A 6,300-nucleotide genomic window follows, 5' to 3' on the forward strand; every position below is an offset into this window, starting at 1 on the left:
GATAAGATTTATAAAGATGTTTTGAAGAATTTTGAAAATAAAAATGCATCGGGAGAAAATGATGCAAAGGAATTTAGTTTAAGGTTTTTGGGAAGGGCGCTTTTTTGTTGGTTTTTGAGAGAGAAGGATTTGATACCGAAAGAAATTTTTGATTCTGAAACTTTCGCGCAAGTTGGCAAGAATTATTATAAAGAAGTTTTGGAAGAATTATTTTTTAATGTTCTTAACGCGAGAATGGAAGAGAGAAAAATTACAAGTAAAATAATTAAAAAATACGAAAAACAAATTCCATTTTTGAACGGCGGATTATTTTCAAAACAAAAAGACGATGAGAAAGTAGAAACGATTGACAGCGAAATAATAAAAGAATTGTTTGAATTTTTTAGCCTTTATAATTTTACCGTTGACGAAAGCGCGCCGTTTGATATTGAAATTTCTATAGAACCCGAAATGCTCGGCAGAATATTTGAAAACTTGCTTGCGGAAATCAATCCCGAGACTTCAATAAATGCAAGAAAAGAAACGGGAAGTTTTTATACTCCGAGAGAGATTGTCGATTATATGGTTTGCGAATCGATAAAACTTTATTTGAAGAAGAAAGTAAAAATTCCAAGCGAGAAAATAGAAAATATTTTTAACATAGGAGACGAAACGAAATGGACGAAAGAAGAAAGTTTGGAAATACTTAAAGCGATACATGAAATGAAAATATTGGACATAGCCTGCGGAAGCGGAGCTTTTCCTATGGGAGTATTGAGCAGAGTATTTAATATTATAGACAAATTGGACGGCGGACATGAATATTATAAAGATTATATTTTAAGCGACATTCAAGGAGCTGCGAGAAAAGATTTTGAGGAACTTTATAACGCCAAAAAATTTAATTACGCTTATAAATTGGATATGCTTCAGAGAATGATACACGGCGTAGATATTCAACCGATAGCGACAGAGATTAGCAGATTAAGAGCGTTTTTGTCTTTGATAGTAGACGAGGAAAAAGATGATAATCAAAAATCGAATTTGGGAATTAAAGCTTTGCCGAATTTGGAATTTAATTTTATATCGGCAAATAGCCTTATATCAATTAAAGTAAAAAATAACTCTCAACAATCTTTTAATTCAATGTATGTTGACGGAGTAGTGGAAAAAATAAAATCAATTTCGGAAGATTATTTTAATTCTTCATCCAAAGAAGATAAAGATAATATAAAACATAGATTTAACGAATTGATGGATTTTATAGATAAAAACGATTATTTGGAAAAAGAAGATAAGAAAAAATTTTCATCTTGGAATCCTTTTGAAAATAAATCTTCGGAGTTTTTCGACAGCGAGATTCAATTTGGTATAAAGAGTTTTGATATTGTGATTGGCAATCCGCCTTACGGAGCGAAAATAAAAGAAGAGGAAAAGAAAATTTATAAAGAAAATTATAAAACGGCAAAAACAATAAAAGGTGTTCAAAAAGGTTCGTTAGACACTTATACATTATTTATTGAAAAAGGATTTGATTTGCTTGGGAAAAATGGAAACTTAACTTATATTGTTCCGATTTCATTTACTTCAAGTGACTCTTTGTCGGGAGTTCATTATTTATTGGAAAATAATTGCGAAAATATTTGGGTATCTTCTTATGCTGTTCGTCCGCAACCCGTTTTTCAAAATGCAGTCGTTAATACTTCGGTTATAGCTTTTGAAAAAACTCTAACACCTTGCAAAAATTTATTTTCTACTAAAATGTATCGCAAAGGGAAAAATTTTAATCTTTCAAATTTAATAAATAATTTAAAATTTATCGAAGTAAAAGATTTAAAAATGTTCGGTAGAATCCCAAAAATAAGCCTTCCTATTGAAAAAAGCATTTTACAAAAAATATTTAAACAAAAACCGATTAAAGATTTTTTGAAAGAATATAAAGGAAAGCCTATTTATTATAGATTTGCTGGTGGAAGATATTATAAAGTCATTACCAATTACCCTACAAATTCGTCAGCGGAAGCAGTATTATATTTTGATAAAAAATTTGCTAACGCTATAGGTTGCATATTGAGTAGTAGCCTTTCTTTTTGGTTTTATCAAATATTTTCAGACAATCTTAATTGGAAAAGTTTTGAAATAGAACAATTTACAATTCCTTATTCAAATTTTACAGACAAAAATATTATATCAATAAATAATTTATACAAAGAATATTTAAAAGATATTGAAAAAAATGCAAATATTCGGGAAGTTTCGTCAAAATCAAAATATACAATGGACAAATTTAAAGAATATAAAATAGGAAAATCAAAACATATTATTGATAAGATTGACAGGTTGATTTGTCCGCTTTATGATTTGACTGAAGAGGAGACGGAGTTTATTATTGGTTATGAGTTGGAGTTTAGGGTTTAGTCGAATTTTATTTACTTTAGATTGCCACATCTTCGACTCGCAATGAGGATATATTTTTTATTGCTTTTTTTCGATACGATTGTTATAATAGAACGATTAATAAATAGGAAAAAACTTATATATGTATATAAAGAATCTTAATTTGCATGGATTCAAATCTTTCGCCATAGAAACGAATATAGAATTCAACGAAGGAGTCACGGTTGTTCTTGGACCGAACGGAATTGGAAAAAGTAATATCGTGGAGGCTTTTTTATGGGTTATGGGCGAACAATCGGCAAGCAGATTGAGAATCGACACTTCAAAAGGACTCGAAAGCGTTATTTTTCATGGAACGGACACAAGGAAACCGTCTTCGCTCGCTCAAATAACTTTAACATTGGACAATAAAAGCAAATGGATAAAAAAATACGATAAAGACGAAATCATCGTAACAAGGAAATATTATAGAAAGGGTTTGTCCGAGTATTATATAAACGAAGAGCAGGTGCGACTTAAAGATATAGTCGATATGTTTTTGGATACGGGACTCGGAAAAAACGCATATTCGGTTATCAAGCAGGGAACTGTATCGGAAATAGCGAAACAAAAACCCGAAGAGCGAAGAACCATAATTGAAAATGCGGCGGGAATAAGCAAATATCTCGAAAGACGAAGAGAAGCGACAAGAAAATTGGAAGAATCGGAAAGAAATCTCGATAATGTCAAAATAGAAATAAAGAACGCCGAAAAATATTATAAATCGTTAAAAGAACAGGCTGCGAGAACGGAAAAATATTATTCTTTGATTGACGAAAGAAAAAAAATAAGCATAAGCATAAATGTAAATCAAGTAAAAAAATCTAAAATAAACCTCGAAGAACTTATAAAAAATTTGGAAGAATCGAATAATAAAAAATCGGGATTGGAAAAAGAATTGCAAGATTTGGATAATCAAAAACAAAACGAACTTCTTAAATTTGAAGAGACGAGAAATTTATCAATCGAATTGGATAAGCAAGTTTCATTAATCGACACGGAACTTACTCATATTGAAAAAATGTCAAATCAATTAAAAATTCAGTTGGAAAATAAAGATAAAGAAAAAGAAGAAAATATTAACAGAAAAAATATTTTAAATAAAAGAATCGAAGAAAATAAAAATCAAATAAAAGAATTTGAAGACGACATAAAAAATATTATCGAAAATATTGAAAGGACATTAAAAGAGCAGGAAATTGAAGAAAGTAATATTGCGAAAGAACAAAATAAAATAGCGAGTTTAAATGACGAAATTTCAACGCTAACTCAAAATAATCAAAACGCCAATTTGAAAATCTCGGACGCTCGAGAGATACAACTCGAAGTTATAAATAAAATAATGACGGAAATTGACGAAAAGAAAAAAGATATAATGGGAAATAGTTTTTATCAAAATATCGGAAAACATGAAGCGGATATTGATATTGGTTTTAATAATTTGTTAAACGCGATAGATTCTAAAATGAATTCGATAAAAGATTTTGAAGATTATAATATATTGAATAATTTTAACGAACTTAATTTTAATTCGATTTCTGGATTTATTGAAAAATTAAAAGACAATTTGGATAACGAAAAAAATGACGCTTTATTTTTGCAAAGTATATTTAAAGAATACACTAAAATAAAAGACCCGTTTGTTGATTTGCTTTTTGATAAAGAAGGCGCTTATATGCAAAAAGAAAATATTGATAAAGAAATTGCCGAACTTGAAAATTATATTAAAAATAATAACGAAAAAATCGAAGAGATTAATAACGATATAAAAATTGCGGCGGACAATATAAATAGAGCGAATTCCAATCTAACTACTTTAACGATTGAAAAAGCTAAATACGAAACTAATAAAAAAGCGCTGGAAGATAGAAAAGATATAATAATAAAAAATATAAAAATGCTCGAAGAAGAATTTTTATCGCTTGCCGAAAAAATTAACAAACTTGAAGAAGATTATAAAACTATAGACGAAGAGTTTAAACAGAATAATTTTAATTTCAAAGAACTTGAAAAGAAAAAATCAAAAATGGAAAGCGAATCGAGAATAAAAGCGAACGAAATAAAAAAAGCCGAATCGACATTATCGAATTTTGAAGTAAGCCATTCAAAAAGAGTTAAGCGATTGAACGAGATAATCGAAAATATTACGAGAATAAGCGAGAGAATAAATCAAACCAACGAAAAAATAAACGACATATACAATCATTTTTACGAAAATTACGCTCTCAATTTGAAAGATTTTGAAAACGAAACAAAAAATTTAATCGATGAAGAAGCATTTAAAAATAAATTAAACGCGGTAAACGATAAAATAAAAAATTTGGGACATATAAACGAAATGGCTTTGGACGAATATCAAGAGGCGAAAAATCGATTCGAATTTTTAAGCAAACAAAAAGAGGATTTGGAAAAATCTAAAGAAGAAATATTAAAAATCATATTTGACGCAAATAAAAAAGCGGGAGAAGATTTCTTAAAAACATTTAACGAAATAAATAAAAAATTCTCGGAAACTTTTAAAATATTATTTGGCGGAGGAAACGCTGGATTAAAAATACAAAACGAAGAGGATTTATTAAACAGCCCGATTGATATTTTCGCTCAACCTCCGGGAAAAAGAATGGAAAATATAGTTTCTTATTCGGGCGGAGAGCTTACAATGACGGGACTCGCTTTGGTTTTCGCAATTTTCTTATATCGTCCTTCTCCTTTTTGCATATTGGACGAAGTTGATGCCGCTTTGGACGGAGCAAATATCATAAGATTCAAAAATATGGTAAAAGGTTTATCGGATAAAACTCAATTCTTAATAATCACGCATAACGAAGTATCGGCAACGATTGCGGACGCTTACTACGGAATAACCGCGGAAGAAAAAGGAGTTTCAAAAATATTCACAGTTAAAGTGGATAAAGACGGAACGGTTAATGGAAGCAAGAACCAACTTGTCGCCGAAAGTTAAAAAATATACAATTCGTTTTTAGCGCACAATAGAAATTATTTAAAATAATAAGGACAGGCGTTTATTTAAATTACTTAAAATAATGCCCGTCCAAATACTGTGAGTTTATTATGATTATTTTTCTATACTAACCACTGGTTTAATCAAATCCGCAGGTTTGTCTCTCATCATAAATAAAGCTTTTTCCAAATTATCCCAACCTTCGAATACATGAGATACCATATGATGAACATTTAATTTGCCAGAAGAAACCAATGAACCCAATTTTTCCATTCTCAATCTTCCGCCTGGCATAAGTCCGCCGAATATCGCCTTATGTCCCATACCGACTCCCCACTCGGCTCTTGGAATTTGAACATAATCGCCTTTGCCCAAATAGTTTACATTTCCTATTTTTCCGCCTGGTTTCAAAGAACGAACGGCTTCGGCAAAAGTTTCTACTTCTCCGCCAGCAATGATAACCTTATCGACTCCTTTTCCGTTTGTCATCTCCAAAACCTGTTTGTCGATTGGTCCGTTTTTATAGCTTATGAATTCGTCCGCTCCGTATTTTTTTGCCGCTTCTATACAATTTTTTCTCGTTCCAACCGCAAGGATTCTTGAAGCTCCTCTTAAGCTCGCTCCCGCTACTCCCATTAAACCGACAGGTCCTATTCCTATAACCAAAACCGTATCTCCGTATTGAACATCGGCAAGTTCCGCACCATGAAATCCCGTAGGCACCATATCGGATAGCATACAAGCGTCAACGGGGTCTATATTTTTAGGAAGCAAAGCCAAGTTTCCGTTAGCGTCATTAACATGGAAATACTCTCCAAATACTCCGTCTTTGAAGTTTGAAAATTTCCATCCCGCAAGCATACCGCCCGAATGCATAGAATATCCCGCTTGAGCTTCTACCGAATCCCAATCTGGAGTAATAT

Annotated in this window: 3 protein-coding genes; 2 read left to right on the forward strand and 1 reads right to left on the reverse strand. The window is 31.1% G+C overall.

Translation table 11 applies throughout. From position 1 onward, the window contains the following. Window positions 1-2,397 (forward strand): Eco57I restriction-modification methylase domain-containing protein (locus EZH24_RS14795; protein ID WP_137998208.1); only part of this gene is annotated, 2,397 nt, incomplete at its 5' end. Window positions 2,398-2,518: 121 nt separating this feature from the next. Beyond that, a complete protein-coding gene (locus EZH24_RS05870) occupies window positions 2,519-5,377 on the forward strand; it encodes a chromosome segregation SMC family protein (protein WP_137998209.1) in 2,859 nt (952 codons plus the stop codon). Between the two features lie 114 nt (window positions 5,378-5,491). Here the strand turns inward: EZH24_RS05870 and EZH24_RS05875 are convergent. Next, window positions 5,492-6,300, reverse strand: an 809-nt coding sequence (locus EZH24_RS05875; RefSeq protein WP_137998210.1) for a zinc-binding dehydrogenase, incomplete at its 5' end; no start/stop codon positions are given.

The sequence above is a fragment of the Brachyspira catarrhinii genome (assembly GCF_005518285.1).
Lineage (GTDB): Bacteria > Spirochaetota > Brachyspiria > Brachyspirales > Brachyspiraceae > Brachyspira > Brachyspira catarrhinii.